Genomic DNA, 13,917 nt, shown 5'->3' on the forward strand with positions numbered 1-13,917 from the left:
CCTCGGGGCATCGCGAACCATTCTGCTTGTGTTGAACAAAGCAACAACCGTGCCGATACGCGCTCTTGCGTCGACCACACGATCTCACCATGAAGGATAGAGGTTGCAGGCGATGCATTTCCGGCCATGGTCTGCCGCCAACACCCTATTGAGGACTCCCCATGACCGACGCATCGTCTCCCTCCATCCGCTTCAATGATGGCGCGTCCTATGAGCGGATGATGGGCGTCTGGAGCCGCAGCGCCGGCGAGGTCTTTCTGGATTGGGTGGCGCCAAAGCCGGGTCTTGCCTGGGTCGATGTCGGCTGCGGCAACGGCGCCTTCACGCAGCTGATCGCCGAGCGTCATGCGCCGTCGGTGATCGATGGTATCGATCCCTCGGAGCCGCAGCTTGCTTATGCGCGGACGAGGCCGGGCGCGGCACTGGCCGCGTTTCATCAGGGCGATGCGATGGCGCTGCCGTTTCCCGATCGCAGCTTCGATGTGGCTGTGATGGCGCTTGTGATCTTCTTCGTGCCGGAGCCAGCGAAGGGCGTGGCGGAAATGGTGCGTGTCGTGTCACCCGGCGGCATGGTCGCCGCCTATGCCTGGGATATGGATGGCGGCGGCTTTCCGCTGCAGCCGATCCTTGGTGAATTGCTGAAGATGGGCCAGATGCCGTCGCTTCCGCCGAGCGTGGACGCATCGCGCCTCGACGTGATGCAGTCGCTGTGGACCTCTGCCGGTTTGGTGGACGTCGAAACCCGCGTGATCGATGTCACCAGGGAATTCACCGATTTCGACGACTTCTGGTCGGCCTCGTCCGCAGGGCCATCGGTGAAGGCAGCTCTGACGGTGATGACGCCGGAGGATATTGTGCAGCTCAAATCACGCGTCCGGACGGGACTTTCGGAGGATGCAACCGGCCGTATCACCTGCAGTGCCCGCGCCAATGCCATCAAGGGGCGGGTGCCGGGCTGAGGCAGGGCGTCTGCCAGCTGCCGTGGCCAAATCGCCGGGATTTTGCCGGTAATATTTCCTCAACTTGAAAGGGTATATAAGTAACGCAATAACCAAAGCGGGCGCAAATGCTGGCGTGGTTGGGTTTTCTATGGTGGTGGAAATGTACCGTAGAGGATGAACCTGTGTCCGTCGAAAAATTCCTCAAGCAGCGGGCCGTCAACGTTGTCGTCAGCGGACAATATACGCTGTCGAACTGGCTCGATTCCGCAGGCAATCCGCGCAGCTTTGCTTGCCGGACCAGCCGCGTCTCGCCGTTCCGGATGATTGTCGATGTGCCGGTGGTCGGTCGTATCGGCGATCGCATCACGCCCTATTTTGGCGACTTCGGTCAGCTCGAAGGTCGCATCAGCGACACCATCTCCGGCAGTTTCCTGCTCGAACTCAACATGACGCCGCCGATGCGTCAGAAGCTCTCGGACAAGCTGACCTGGCTGGAGAAATTCCAGAAAGACCCCACGGTGCGGGAAGAGCGCAAGCAGGCGCGCCTCATTCCCGCGAGCCCGCATTCCATGCTGACCTTTGCCGACGGCAGCATGAAAAGCTGCTTTGTGATCGACATGTCGGTGTCCGGTGCTGCAGTCTCTGCCGATGTGCAGCCGGAGGTCGGAACGCCGCTCGCCGTCGGCGCCTGCGTCGGCCGCGTGGTGCGCCATCTCCAGGGTGGCTTCGCAGTGAAATTCGTCGAGCAGCAGAACCGCGAACAACTCGAACGCCGGATCATCCGCGCGCCCGCAGCGCCGCCGCCGCGTGCGACGCCGTTCGCGGCGCAGATGGATTCGATGTACGAGGAAGTGGACTAACGAACGTCGGCGCGCTTCGTATCCTGAAAAACTACTTCCGCACGCAGATCACGCGCACCATCGCCGCCCTAGCATCGGTCGAACTGCTGTTCGCGCTCACGCCATTCGCTTTCACGAAATTCAGTACAAGTTCTGCGGGCGCCAGAGCTGCTTGTGGCGCTGCATTCGGCGGGCCGGCCACGAGCAGTGGCTTCAATTGCGCAAGGCCCGCGAATTTGCCGTCGCCGTCTATGGCGGCCGCGCCGGAAAAGCCCAGGCCCGGTGCGGGTGACAGCGCCAGTTCGCTTCCGGTGCCGACCGGCGTGGTGGACGCCTTCACGCTGGTGACGGCTGCGCCGCCGCCCTGGTTTTGCGGATCGGCAATCCCCACGAGCTCAAGATTGGGCTTCGCTGCGCCTGCGCCGAGCGACAGCGGCTTCAGCTCGCGCGCGCCATAGATCCGCAGCAGAGCGAGATCGCGCACTTTATCTTCGGCGATTTTGTCGGCATTGCCATAACCGGCGACGACAATGGACATGCAGCCATCGACCGCCTGACGATCAGTGACGATGGCGCCGTCATCGCTCACGACGATCCCCGACGCATATTCAACCTTCTTGCGCGGCGGCGGGCCCATCGCCTGCGCCCCTGCGGGGAATGCGTTGAAGGCAGACGACATCGCGATTACCACGGGCTCCATCGTGCCTTCAGTGGCCTGATCATAGAAGATCGAGAGGATGCGGACTTCGGAGTCCTTGAACTGGCCGCGGATGTAGAACTTCTTCTGGTTCTGCAACCCGGACAGCACGAAGAAATCCGGCTTCACCACCTGATAATCGATCTTGCGGCCGGGCTCCTTGCGCTCCGCCTCGGCGAGTTTCGCGGTGGAGGGTGCTTCCTCCTTGCGGCGCGCCAGCGTGATCTGGATCGTGCCGGTGGAGGACGACCACTTGCTGCCGTTGATGTCGGTGGTCTGCTGCGGCACCAGCTTTCCGGGAATGCCGAGCCGGGCGCCGGTCACCATGTCGGTGACCATCTTCCAGCCGACATTGTCCTGAAGTTTCTTCGCCGCGGCGCGCAGCACATCGCGCTCCTGCGGGTTCAGCACCCCCGTTTGTTTCGCGCCATTGTTCTTCTGGAACGTCTTGATCGCATTGACCATGCGATCCGAGACCTCGCCGGTGATGGCGCCGTTATATTGCCCGGTCCATGCCAGATCCGACTGGATCCCCAGCCGCTCGGCCTGCGCCATGGCATTGGCGGTGTCGGCAGGGGTCTGCAGCGCCGGACGGATCGGCGTCGTGGTGACAGGTTTGGGTTTGACGCCCTGCACCGCGGGAGGCGTTGCCTGCACCTGTGCGTGAGCCGCTGAGGCCGTCACGATCATCAATGTTGCTGAAAGCATCGATCTCATGACATGTCCGGTCTTGAAGCTGGTGATTGATTTCGGTGGAATTAAGCACATCTCGTGGGTCGGTGACAGCGGTAGCAAGGTTCAGGCGCCTCCACGTCATTGCGAGCGGAGCGAAGCAATCCAGTCTCCGCTTGTGGCTTCTGGATTGCGGCGTCGCTTCGCTCCTCGCAATGACGGGCGGAGGGCGTCGATGAACAGGGACGTAACGAAACAATGCTGAATGCCGACGAGCTTGAGCGCTATGCGCGTCACATCGTGTTGCGCGAGGTCGGCGGTCCCGGCCAGACCGCGCTGCAGGGCGCGAAAGTGCTTGTGATCGGCGCCGGCGGGCTCGGCGCACCGGCGCTGATGTATCTGGCGGCCGCGGGCATCGGCACGCTCGGTGTGGTCGATGACGACACGGTGTCGCTGTCGAACCTGCAGCGGCAGGTCATTCACGCAACGCCGGATATCGGCGCGTTGAAGACCGACAGCGCCGCGGCAAAGATCCATGCGCTCAATCCGCATGTCAGATTTATCTGCCATGCCGTCAGGCTCAATGCAGCGAATGCGATGGCGCTGTTGTCGGGCTACGACATCGTGCTCGATGGTTCCGACAATTTCACCACGCGCTATCTGCTGTCGGATGCCTGCTATCTCGCAAAGAAGCCGTTGATCTCCGCGGCGCTCGGCACTTTCGATGCGTCGCTGACCACGATCCGCGCGCATGAGACTAATGCCGCAGGTGTGTTGAACCCGACCTATCGCTGCCTGTTCCCCGAAGCGCCGCCGCCGGGCACTGTGCCGAGCTGTCAGGAAGCCGGCGTCATGGGCGCGCTGGCCGGTATGGTTGGCTCGATGATGGCGCTGGAAGCGATCCGCGAGATCGTGGGCTTTGGTGAAGGGCTGGTCGGGCGTCTGCTGATGATCGACGCCCGCAACATGCGCTTCGAGACGCTGCGTTACGGGCGCGATCCGGCGAATCCGCTGAACGGGGATGCGCCGAGCATCAGGGATTTGAGCGCGTATCTGTGAGCTGATCTTCTCCCTCCCCACCGCGCTTCGCTTGGGGGGGAAACCGTTGGCTGCTCAGCGCATCATGCCCTCGGCACTCACGCCCGCTTCTTCTCGCTGTCCATATGCGCCAGATGCTCGTCCGGATAACGGCCGCCGGCTGCCGCATCGGCCGGGATCGCCTCCGCCAACGCCCTGAGATGTGCGGGCGTGAGTTTCACATCCAGCGATCCCAGCGCTTCAGTGAGCCGATCCCGTCGGCGGGCACCGACCACGGGCAGGATGTCCTGACCTTGCGCGGCGACCCAGGCGATGGCGACCTGTGCGACCGAGGCACCGATGTCGTCGGCGACAGCGCGGATTTTTTCAACCAGAGCCAGATTCTGATCGATATTCGCGGCGCTGAAGCGTGGGCTGTGGCTGCGATAGTCCTTCGCGTTCATGCTGTCCTTGGCGAAATGGCCGCCGATCAGGCCGCGCGACAGCACACCGTAAGCCGTGATGCCGATGCCGAGCTCGCGGCAGGTCGGCAGGATGTCATCCTCGATGCCCCGCGAGATCAGCGAATATTCGATCTGCAGGTCGGTGATGGGATGCACCTTGTGGGCACGGCGGATGGTCTCAGAGCCGACTTCGGAGAGGCCGATATGTTTGACGTAGCCGGCCTTGATCAGGTCGGCGATGGCGCCGACGGTGTCCTCGATGGGCACATTGGGGTCGAGCCGCGCGGGGCGGTAGATGTCGATGACCTCGACGCCGAGCCGAACCAGCGAATAGGCCACGAAATTCTTGATCGCTATCGGGCGGTTGTCGAAGCCCATAAAGGCACCGGCGGGATCGCGCATACCGCCGAATTTGACCGAAAGCTGCAGGTTGTCGCGGCTGCGGCCGCGCAAGGCTTCGGCGATCAGTAGCTCGTTATGGCCCATGGCGTAGAAGTCGCCGGTGTCGATCAGGGTGACGCCGGCCTCCAGCGCGGCGTGGATGGTGGCAATGCTTTCGCCTCGGTCGGCCGGGCCGTAGACATCCGACATGCCCATGCAGCCGAGGCCGAGCGCGCCCGCTGTGGGGCCAGTCTTTCCGAGTTGAAGGTGGTTCATGGTGGTTCTCCCAGAAGGCGGCCGGACCGATCCCTTGCCGCTGCCGCCCCGATATGAGCCCGCTCCATTGATCCGATAAGCTGGACAATCCCGAAAGGCTTGTTCACTCTGCCGAACAATGAGCGATCTCGATCTGCGCGATCTGGCGGCCTTTCTGGCAGTTGCACGGACCCGGAATTTCCGGCGGGCTGCGATAGAGACCCATGTCTCGGTGTCCAGCTTGAGTCAGCGACTGCGCGACATGGAAGAGCGGCTCGGCGTTCGTTTGCTGCATCGCACAACGCGCAGCGTGGCACTCACCGAGGCTGGGGAATTGCTGCAACGCAAAATAGCTCCAGCCATGGACGATGTTCATGCCGCATTGCAGCAAACTCGCGATTTCGGTGACGTGCCGTCTGGCCGACTTAGGATCAATGGTCCGGCACCAGCGATCGATATCGTGGTGGCGCCGATGGTTACGCCATTTCTACAGCAATATCCGCAGGTTGAGCTTGAAATCGTTGCCGAGACATCATTGATCGACATCGTTGCCAAGGGTTTCGACGCCGGCATTCGCTATGGCGAGGACCTGGCGCAGGACATGATCGCAGTCTCGCTGGGGCCGCCGCAACGCTTCGTGATGGTGGCTTCTTCGCAATATATTGCGCAGCATGGCCGACCTGTTGCGCCGCAGCAATTGCTGCAGCATTGCTGCATCAGGACCCGTTTCGACAACGGTTCGATTCCGGAATGGGAGTTCGAAAAGGACGGCCAGGTGGTCCGGATCCCGCCGCGGGGGCCGCTGCTGGCGAGCTATTCCCGCCTCGGGCTGGAAGCGGCCCGGGAAGGCCTCGGCTTTTACGCCGTGTTTGAGGGCTATGTCCGGGACGACCTCGCGACCGGGAGGTTGATCAGCGTGCTGGAGGATTGGTTGCCGCCATTCCCGGGCCCGTTCCTGTATTATCCGAGCCGCCGGCAACCGCCGCCGGCTTTGGCGGCGTTCGTGAGTTTTGTGGCGGAGTGGCGCAAACGGGAGCGGCGGGCTGCGGCCCCGGAGAACCCCAGCGGATCAGAGCGGCAGGGGGATCGCTGAGGCGGTCTCGCGGGTCTGCCAGAAGGTCAGCACGCGCTGTGCCGTGGCGGGCACCAAGCGCTCGAAATTCTGCCGGGCTTCCTCGACATCGGCGGCGGCAGGCGAACGGCCGGGGCCGAGACGGAGCGTCATCAGGGCGCGGACGGTGGCCCAGGAAATCCCGATCGATTTGCCGAGGATCAGCATCGGATCGTCGCGGTCGCCCTTGAGGAGCTGGTCGATGGTCCCGATCCGCACGCCCGACAGAGCGGCGAGGGCGGCGGCGGTTTCCTCATATTGATGGGCGCGGGCAAAGCGCAACAAAGCGCCTTCGTCCAGCTCGTCGGCCTGGTGGAGCTTGCGAATGGCACGCTGCGCGGTGGCGAAGTCGCGGGTGACGGCCAGATGCGTGGGCGTACCGGTGATGTCCTGCATCGCGCGGTTGATCGCGTTGCGCAGTTGGGGGGCGGCGGCGTCGAACAGCCGGCGGCGAACCACCTCGACTGACTGCGCCAACAGGTGTTTGAGCTGTTCCGGCGCGAGATCGTCGCGCTGCCCGACCGTGACGGCGAGGGCGCCATCATCGCTGGCGCGGCGAATGAGGCCGGTATAGCCGAGTTGCGAGAAAGCGGCACCGGCGTTGCCGGCCACGCGGCGGATCACGTCGCGGTCGCCGCGGCGCACGATCACGTCGGTAATGCGCGGGGTCAGTGTCGAGCGATCGGAGATCGCCAGCAGATGCGACTGGCCCTGGGCCTTGGCGATATCGACCAGTGTCGGTTCGTCGATCAAAGGTGAGCGGCGCAACAGCGGTCCGGCGATCAGGATTTCGTCATCGCGGACGAGCAAGGCCACCAGTTGCGGCGGTGCGTTGACGAGATCGGACAGCCGTTCGGCCAGCTCGGTGCGTGCTTCGACCTCGGTCTGCGGAACCAGACTCGTCAGAACGCCGTCGAACAGATCGACATGGGCCGGTTGAAAACGGGATGCGCCCCTTAGGAAAAGCTCGGAAATCTTACGCACCGCCTCGCCGCGCCGCTTGGGATCGCCATCTCTGACGATATTCTCCAGCCCGGGAATGAGCGATTTCGCCTCAGCCATCAAAAAATACTCAACACCACCATACGGAAAGGCTGGGGCACCCTAGATGGGGTTGATGAAGGAACGGTTAGTCCGCAGGATTGGGCTACCGCGGGTTGCAGAAATATTGCGGGGCAGCCACTGTGGCCTTGCCGGGGCGCCGGAAAAGGGCTATATCGCCCACAACTTATTAGGTTCTCATACGATCGCGTTTGAGAGTGGGCCCCTCGGGACCCGCTCTTTTTTATTACCTGAACGGACCTTGGCCGATAATCCGGCGGGGCTCGCCCGGGTCCAAAAGGGCCGAAAGCCCGACGCGATACACTTCTGCAGGCTGCACGCGCATTCAGACATCCTCCAACCGGAATACTTCGATCCTGGACATGACCGACCAAAACCCAGAAGCCGTTGATACCGAGCTGCTTTCCGAGCCGCGCCTGGTGATCGAGCCGGGTGCTGCGGCGCGGGTATCGGCAGTCGCTACGCCCGTGCTTGAAAACCTCGGTTACCGGCTGGTGCGGATCAAAATTTCCGGCGAGCTCGGCTGCACCGTGCAGATCATGGCCGAGCGGCCGGATGGCACCATGCTGGTCGAGGACTGCGAGGCGATCTCGCACGCGCTGTCGCCGGTAATGGATGTCGCCGATCCGATCCAGCGCGCCTATCGCCTCGAAATTTCCTCGCCCGGCATCGATCGTCCGCTGGTCCGACGCTCCGATTTCGAGCGTTATAATGGCTATCTGGTCAAGGTCGAGATGGCCGTCGCCGTCGGCGGCCGCAAACGTTTCCGCGGTCTGCTCGGCGCCATCGAAGGCGACGTCGTACTCATTGACCGCGAAGGCGCCCGCGACGGCGAGGACCCCATCACACGGTTGCCGCTGGAAGACATCTCCAATGCCAGTCTGGTACTGACCGACGAGCTGATCGCCGAGTCCATGCGCCGCGGCAAGCACGCCGAGCTTGATCTCAAGCGGGAGCTCGGTCTCGCGCCGCCGCCGGCACCGCATGCCAAGCGCAGCGATCCCAAGAAGAGCTTTGCGCCGAAGCCGAAACTCAAGGTCGCGAAAGCTACCAAGAAGCCTTTGCCGAAGAATACCAAAGAACATCGTCTGGCCGCCGACCGTGCGCGCCGAGGCGAAATCGATCCCATCGAAGGAGAATGAGCTATGGCCGCTGTCAGCGCCAATAAACTCGAACTGCTGCAGATCGCCGACGCCGTCGCGCGCGAGAAATCGATCGACCGCAACATCGTCATCCAGGCGATGGAAGAGGCGATCGCGAAAGCGGCCCGTGCCCGTTACGGCTCCGAAACCGACGTGCATGCCGAGATTCATCCCAAGACCGGCCAGCTCTCTCTGACCCGCCACATGCTGGTGGTCGAGGACGTCGAGAATTCGTCTTTCCAGACCTCGCTGTTTGACGCGCAGCGCGCCAATCCGGGTGCGCAGATCGGCGACACCATCGCCGACACGCTGCCGCCGCTGGAATACGGCCGTATCGCCGCGCAGTCCGCCAAGCAGGTCATCGTGCAGAAGGTGCGCGAAGCCGAGCGTGACCGGCAGTACCAGGAATTCAAGGATCGCATCGGCGAGATCGTCAACGGCATCGTCAAGCGCGTCGAATACGGTTCGGTGATCGTCGATCTTGGCCGCAGCGAAGCCATCGTGCGTCGCGACGAGATGCTGCCGCGCGAAGTGTTCCGCAACGGCGACCGCGTTCGCGCCTATGTGTTCGACGTGCGCCGCGAGACCCGCGGTCCGCAGATCTTCCTGTCGCGCACCCATCCGCAGTTCATGGCCAAGCTGTTCGCGCAGGAAGTGCCTGAAATCTATGACGGTATCGTCGAGATCAAGGCCGTGGCCCGCGATCCTGGTTCGCGTGCCAAGATCGGCGTGATCTCGCGCGACTCGTCGGTGGATCCGGTCGGCGCCTGCGTCGGTATGCGTGGTTCCCGCGTGCAGGCCGTGGTCAACGAGCTGCAGGGCGAAAAGATCGACATCATTCCGTGGTCGCCGGATATCGCCACTTTCGTGGTGAACGCGCTGGCCCCGGCAGAAGTCTCGAAAGTCGTGATCGATGAAGATCGTGAGCGCATCGAGGTTGTCGTTCCCGACACGAATAACCAGCTATCCCTTGCGATCGGTCGTCGCGGCCAGAATGTGCGCCTGGCTTCGCAGCTGACCGGCTGGGATATCGACATCCTGACCGAGCAGGAAGAATCCGAACGTCGCCAGGCCGATTTCGAAAATTCCACACGCGTCTTCATGGAAGCGCTGAACGTCGACGAAGTGGTCGGTCAGCTGCTCGCGTCGGAAGGTTTCACCTCGGTAGAAGAACTTTCGATGGTCGATGCCAAGGAATTGTCGGGCATCGAGGGCTTCGACGACGAAACAGCGGCCGAATTGCAGAGCCGTGCACGTGAATACCTCGAGCAGCTCGAAGCTGAACTCGAAGGCAAACGTAAGGAACTGGGTGTGGAAGACGCTTTGAAGGACGTTCCGGGCGTGACCCTCAAGATGATGGTCAAGTTCGGCGAAAACGACATCAAGACCGTCGAGGATCTTGCCGGCTGCGCCACTGACGATCTGGTGGGCTGGACCGAACGCAAGGAAGGCTCCGAGCCGACCAAGCACCCGGGCATTCTCGATGCCAGCGAAGTTTCGCGCGAAGACGCCGAGCATCTGATCATGCAGGCCCGCGTCGTGGCCGGCTGGATCACCCAGGCCGATCTCGACAAGGGTGCGCCGCTCGACGCCACCGAAGAAGCGTAAGGACAATGCCACGCGCATGCTCGCCATTGCTGACCAAGCAGATCTGGACAACGGCCCCCGGAGCACCAAGCCCGGGACCGAGCGGATGTGCGTGGTCACGCGGAGCGTGCGCCCGATCGATGATCTGATCCGGTTCGTCGTCGCGCCCACGGGCGAGGCGATTCCGGACCTGAAGCGCAAGCTTCCAGGCCGCGGCCTCTGGGTCACGGCCTCCCGCAAGGCGGTGGCCGAGGCGGCAAAGCGCAATCTTTTTGCCAAGGGCTTCAAGAAAGCGGTCAAGGCGTCGCCGACCCTGGCCGACGACACCGACAAGCTCATGGTGCGCGGTGTCATCGAGGCGCTGGCCATGACCGCCAAGGCGGGTCAGGTGGTTTCCGGCTTCACCAAGGTTGAGGATGCCCTGCGCCGCGGAACGGTCGGTGTTCTGCTCCACGCCTCCAACGGCGCCCCCGACGGAATCCGCAAACTGGACAGCGTTGCCCGGCAACGCGTGGAATTTGACGCGGAATCCGGCGACAACGCGCCGAAATTGCCGATCATTACGGTTTTGAGCTCCGATGAATTGGATTTGGCATTGGGGCGGTCAAATGTGATACATGCTGCCGTGCTTACGGGCCCGGCGGGCAAAACGTTCCTGTCGCGCAGCCAGACTCTGGTCCAATACCGGCTGGCTGACGACGACATCAACGCAAGCGCCAAAGCTTCGCTGACAACTGCTGCGCCGGAGACGGAGCCGCTGACGCCAACGATCTCGCTGATCGAAACTTCGACGACTGTGCGACCGCGCACAACGCAACAAGATTAGGACTGCTGAATGGTTGATACGAAAACGCCTGGTGACAAGACTCTGAGCGTTCCCAGCAAGACCTTGACGCTCAAGCCGCGCGTCGAGCAGGGCACTGTGCGCCAGAGCTTCAGCCATGGCCGCACCAAGCAGGTGGTCGTCGAGAAGCGCGGCAAGCGCCGCATGCCCGGCGATGCGCCGGCTGCTGCGCCCTCCGCCGCGCCGGCAACTGCTGCTCCCGCACCTGTCGAGACTGCTGCACCGGCTCCCGTTGCTGCTGCGCCAGCTGCTCCCGCTGCAACTGCTGCGCCCGCGGCGCCGGTTGCGCGCGCTGCTGCGCCTGCACCGGCCGCACCGGCTTCCCGCACTGCGGCGCCTTCTCCGGCAGGACGCAGCTCTGCTCCGCCTCCCGCAGCGCCGCCGTCGCGCGCGCCGCAGCGCCCGCAGCCTCCGGCCCGTTCGGGTTCGGGCGTCGTGCTCCGCACCCTGACCGAAGAAGAGCGCAATGCCCGCGCCAGCGCGCTGGCCGATGCCCGCGTGCGCGAGCAGGAAGAGCGTCGCCTCGCCGAGATCGAGGCAGCTCGCCGCAACACCAAGGAATTCAAGGAACAGGAAGAGCGTGAAGCTGCCGAAGCCCGTCGCAAGGCCGAGGAAGAGCGTCACCGCCAGGAAGAAGAAACCAAGCGCCGCGCTGAAGTCGAGGCCAAGCGCCGTCAGGCTGAAGCCGATGCGAAGGCCGCCAAGCCGGCCACGACGACGGCCCGTCCCGGCGCCACATCAACGACGCCTGCGCGTGCGCCCGGCGTCGCCGCCGACGGCACCGACGAGGATGAAGGTCCACGCGTCATTCGCCGTGGTCCCGGCGGCGCCGCGCGCCCCGTGATCGCGCCGAAGCCCACTGCCAAGCCCGGTCCGCAGAAGGAGCGCGGCCGTCTCACCGTCGTCACCGCGCTGTCGGCCGGCGACGTGCGCGAGCGTTCGATCGCCTCGTTCCGTCGCCGCACCCAGCGTCTGAAGGGTCATCAGTCGAACGAGCCGAAGGAAAAGCTGGTTCGTGAAGTCACGATCCCGGAAGCGATCACGATTCAGGAACTCGCCAACCGTATGGCCGAGCGTGCCGTGGACGTGATCCGTCTGCTGATGAAGCAGGGGGCGATCCACAAGATCAACGACGTCATCGACGCCGACACCGCGCAGCTGGTGGCCGAAGAAATGGGCCACACCGTCAAGCGCGTTGCCGAATCGGACGTTGAAGAAGGTCTGTTCGACAAGGTCGACGATTCCACCGATACCGAGCCGCGTTCGCCGGTCGTGACCGTCATGGGCCACGTCGACCACGGCAAGACCTCGCTGCTCGATGCGTTGCGTCATGCCAATGTGGTGTCCGGCGAAGCCGGCGGCATCACGCAGCATATCGGCGCTTATCAGGTCACGTCGCCCGAGAGCGGCAAGAAGATCACCTTCATCGATACGCCAGGCCACGCTGCGTTCACCGCGATGCGTGCCCGCGGCGCCAAGGTCACGGATATCGTCATCCTTGTGGTGGCGGCCGATGACGGCGTCATGCCGCAGACCATCGAAGCCATCAACCACGCCAAGGCAGCCGGCGTGCCGATGATCGTGGCGATCAACAAGATCGACAAGCCCGATGCCAAGGCGGAGCGCGTGCGCACCGAACTGCTGCAGCATGACGTGCAGGTCGAATCCTTCGGCGGCGACGTGGTCGACGTCGAAGTGTCGGCGAAGAACAAGACCAACCTCGACAAGCTCCTGGAAATGATCGCGCTGCAGGCCGATATTCTCGACCTGAAGACCAATTCGGAGCGTCCGGCGGAAGGTACCGTGATCGAGGCCAAGCTCGATCGTGGTCGTGGTCCGGTGGCGACCGTGCTGGTTCAGCGCGGCACCCTGAAGGTCGGCGACATCATCGTGGCCGGTGCCGAAATGGGCCGTGTCCGCGCGCTGATCTCCGATCAGGGCGAGACGCTGACCGCGGCAGGTCCGTCGGTGCCGGTCGAAGTGCTCGGTTTCAACGGTCCTCCGGAAGCTGGCGATCGTATGGCCGTGGTCGAGAACGAAGCTCGCGCCCGTGAAATCACCGGCTACCGTGCCCATCAGAAGCGCGAGAAGTCCGCTGCCTCCACCAACGGCATGCGCGGTTCGCTCGAGCAGATGATGAGCCAGCTGAAGACCTCGGGTCGCAAGGACTTCCCGCTGATCATCAAGGCTGACGTGCAGGGTTCGCTCGAAGCCATTCTCGGCTCGCTTGAGAAGCTCGGCACCGATGAAGTCGCTGCGCGCATCCTGCATGCGGGCGTCGGCGGCATTTCGGAATCGGACGTCACGCTGGCGGAAGGCTTCAACGCCGCCATCATCGGCTTCTCGGTTCGTGCCAACAAGGAAGCCGCCGCTGCTGCCAAGCGCAACGGCATCGAAATCCGCTACTACAACATCATCTACGATCTCGTGGATGACGTGAAGAAAGCCATGTCCGGTCTGCTCGCGCCCACACTGCGCGAAACCATGCTGGGCAATGCGCAGATCCTCGAAGTGTTCAACATCTCGAAGGTCGGCAAGGTTGCGGGTTGCCGCGTCACCGACGGAACCGTGGAACGCGGCGCGAATGTGCGCCTGATCCGCGACAACGTCGTGGTGCACGAAGGCAAGCTGTCGACACTGAAGCGCTTCAAGGACGAAGTGAAGGAAGTGGCGTCAGGCCAGGAATGCGGCATGGCGTTCGAGAACTACGGCGATATGCGCGCCGGCGACGTGATCGAGTGTTACCGCGTGGAGACCATCCAGCGCTCGCTGTAAGTCCAAATCTTACAGAGAGACCGGATTTAAACGAGACGTCATGCCCGGCCTGCGCGAAGCTAGCTTCGCTAGATGGTCGGGCATCCACGTCTTTGAATTTCAAAAGAGCAGTCGTGGATGGCCGGGACAA

11 protein-coding genes are annotated in these 13,917 nt (G+C 63.2%); 8 read left to right on the plus strand and 3 right to left on the minus strand.

The genetic code is table 11. The annotated features are described in order from the left end of the window. The first annotated feature begins 161 nt into the window (after window positions 1–161). Window positions 162–959, plus strand: coding sequence for a class I SAM-dependent methyltransferase (locus RSO67_RS18395; protein WP_315840021.1), 798 nt, complete (start codon window positions 162–164; stop codon window positions 957–959). Between the two features lie 164 nt (window positions 960–1,123). Beyond that, a complete protein-coding gene (locus tag RSO67_RS18400; protein ID WP_309941303.1) occupies window positions 1,124–1,801 on the plus strand; it encodes a PilZ domain-containing protein in 678 nt (225 codons plus the stop codon). Window positions 1,802–1,832: 31 nt separating this feature from the next. Here the strand turns inward: RSO67_RS18400 and RSO67_RS18405 are convergent, their stop codons facing one another. Then, the gene (locus RSO67_RS18405) at window positions 1,833–3,194 is read right to left on the minus strand and encodes a serine protease (protein WP_315840022.1); all 1,362 of its coding nucleotides are present in this window, start codon (window positions 3,192–3,194) and stop codon (window positions 1,833–1,835) included. A gap of 213 nt (window positions 3,195–3,407) precedes the next feature. On the opposite strand from RSO67_RS18405, the gene RSO67_RS18410 reads away from it, so the two are divergent. After that, on the plus strand, window positions 3,408–4,208 hold the full coding sequence (locus RSO67_RS18410) for a molybdopterin-synthase adenylyltransferase MoeB (protein ID WP_315840023.1): 801 nt from the start codon (window positions 3,408–3,410) through the stop codon (window positions 4,206–4,208). Between the two features lie 77 nt (window positions 4,209–4,285). Here RSO67_RS18410 and RSO67_RS18415 read toward each other — a convergent pair whose 3' ends face one another. After that, window positions 4,286–5,287 carry an aldo/keto reductase gene (locus tag RSO67_RS18415; RefSeq protein ID WP_315840024.1) on the minus strand — a complete coding sequence of 334 codons (1,002 nt, stop codon included), beginning with the start codon at window positions 5,285–5,287 and terminating at the stop codon, window positions 4,286–4,288. 118 nt (window positions 5,288–5,405) lie between these two features. Here RSO67_RS18415 and RSO67_RS18420 point away from each other — a divergent pair, with 118 nt between their 5' ends. Then, window positions 5,406–6,359, plus strand: a complete 954-nt coding sequence (locus tag RSO67_RS18420) for a LysR family transcriptional regulator (protein ID WP_315840025.1) — start codon at window positions 5,406–5,408, stop codon at window positions 6,357–6,359. Here the strand turns inward: RSO67_RS18420 and RSO67_RS18425 are convergent. Further along, window positions 6,336–7,439, minus strand: a complete 1,104-nt coding sequence (locus RSO67_RS18425) for a DUF2336 domain-containing protein (RefSeq protein WP_089266433.1) — start codon at window positions 7,437–7,439, stop codon at window positions 6,336–6,338. The genes RSO67_RS18420 and RSO67_RS18425 overlap by 24 nt on opposite strands. A 362-nt stretch (window positions 7,440–7,801) precedes the next feature. On the opposite strand from RSO67_RS18425, the gene rimP reads away from it, so the two are divergent. From rimP to infB, 4 genes are read left to right on the plus strand one after another with little or no spacing between them, the layout of a single operon-like run. Then, window positions 7,802–8,581 (plus strand): ribosome maturation factor RimP, encoded by a 780-nt coding sequence (gene rimP / locus RSO67_RS18430; RefSeq protein ID WP_315840026.1) that lies wholly within the window; start codon window positions 7,802–7,804, stop codon window positions 8,579–8,581. Between the two features lie 3 nt (window positions 8,582–8,584). After that, window positions 8,585–10,189, plus strand: a complete 1,605-nt coding sequence (gene nusA, locus RSO67_RS18435) for a transcription termination factor NusA (protein WP_315840027.1) — start codon at window positions 8,585–8,587, stop codon at window positions 10,187–10,189. A gap of 16 nt (window positions 10,190–10,205) precedes the next feature. Further along, window positions 10,206–10,994, plus strand: coding sequence for an RNA-binding protein (locus tag RSO67_RS18440; RefSeq protein ID WP_315840028.1), 789 nt, complete (start codon window positions 10,206–10,208; stop codon window positions 10,992–10,994). A 9-nt stretch (window positions 10,995–11,003) separates the two neighbouring features. Continuing rightward, window positions 11,004–13,787 (plus strand): translation initiation factor IF-2, encoded by a 2,784-nt coding sequence (gene infB / locus RSO67_RS18445; RefSeq protein ID WP_315840029.1) that lies wholly within the window; start codon window positions 11,004–11,006, stop codon window positions 13,785–13,787. Window positions 13,788–13,917 lie beyond the last annotated feature (130 nt).

The sequence above is a fragment of the Tardiphaga sp. 709 genome (genome assembly GCF_032401055.1).
Taxonomy (GTDB): domain Bacteria; phylum Pseudomonadota; class Alphaproteobacteria; order Rhizobiales; family Xanthobacteraceae; genus Tardiphaga.

Excerpts from the sequence above, each read along its gene's own strand:
- RSO67_RS18395 (WP_315840021.1), top strand. The coding sequence starts at position 162 with ATGACCGACGCATCGTCTCCCTCCATCCGCTTCAATGATGGCGCGTCC.
- RSO67_RS18405 (WP_315840022.1), bottom strand. The coding sequence starts at position 3,194 with ATGAGATCGATGCTTTCAGCAACATTGATGATCGTGACGGCCTCAGCG.
- RSO67_RS18410 (WP_315840023.1), top strand. The coding sequence starts at position 3,408 with ATGCTGAATGCCGACGAGCTTGAGCGCTATGCGCGTCACATCGTGTTG.
- RSO67_RS18415 (WP_315840024.1), bottom strand. The coding sequence starts at position 5,287 with ATGAACCACCTTCAACTCGGAAAGACTGGCCCCACAGCGGGCGCGCTC.
- RSO67_RS18420 (WP_315840025.1), top strand. The coding sequence starts at position 5,406 with ATGAGCGATCTCGATCTGCGCGATCTGGCGGCCTTTCTGGCAGTTGCA.
- RSO67_RS18425 (WP_089266433.1), bottom strand. The coding sequence starts at position 7,439 with ATGGCTGAGGCGAAATCGCTCATTCCCGGGCTGGAGAATATCGTCAGA.
- rimP (WP_315840026.1), top strand. The coding sequence starts at position 7,802 with ATGACCGACCAAAACCCAGAAGCCGTTGATACCGAGCTGCTTTCCGAG.
- nusA (WP_315840027.1), top strand. The coding sequence starts at position 8,585 with ATGGCCGCTGTCAGCGCCAATAAACTCGAACTGCTGCAGATCGCCGAC.
- RSO67_RS18440 (WP_315840028.1), top strand. The coding sequence starts at position 10,206 with ATGCTCGCCATTGCTGACCAAGCAGATCTGGACAACGGCCCCCGGAGC.
- infB (WP_315840029.1), top strand. The coding sequence starts at position 11,004 with ATGGTTGATACGAAAACGCCTGGTGACAAGACTCTGAGCGTTCCCAGC.